1 protein-coding gene is annotated in these 232 nt (G+C 62.1%); it reads right to left on the bottom strand.

Annotated features, from left to right (window positions below; genetic code table 11):
- A partial coding sequence (locus MO867_RS23160) for a phage virion morphogenesis family protein (RefSeq protein WP_252473506.1) occupies positions 1-232 on the bottom strand: 232 nt, incomplete at both ends.

Below are 232 nucleotides of genomic sequence, written 5' to 3'. Positions count from 1 at the left end.
AGGATTTCGCGGTCATCCTCTGCGCTGGTACCCAGCCAGGGGCGCGCGGGAATATTTCCCCAGGGAATGGGGCCGCCGCGTTTGGTTTTGCCGAACTGGCCCTGGGTAGCGCCAAACTGGTGTACGGCACCATAGGGGCGATCTGTGCCGAACAGCAGCTCCGTTCCCTGCACCTGATAGCGCAGTGTATTGCGCAGGAGGCCGCTCAAGGTGAGCACTTTGCCCTGGTTCT

The sequence above is a fragment of the Microbulbifer okhotskensis genome (assembly GCF_023895975.1).
GTDB lineage: Bacteria > Pseudomonadota > Gammaproteobacteria > Pseudomonadales > Cellvibrionaceae > Microbulbifer > Microbulbifer okhotskensis.
Note: the sequence above shows the minus strand (reverse complement) of the source record. Positions and strands in the feature narration are given on the sequence as shown.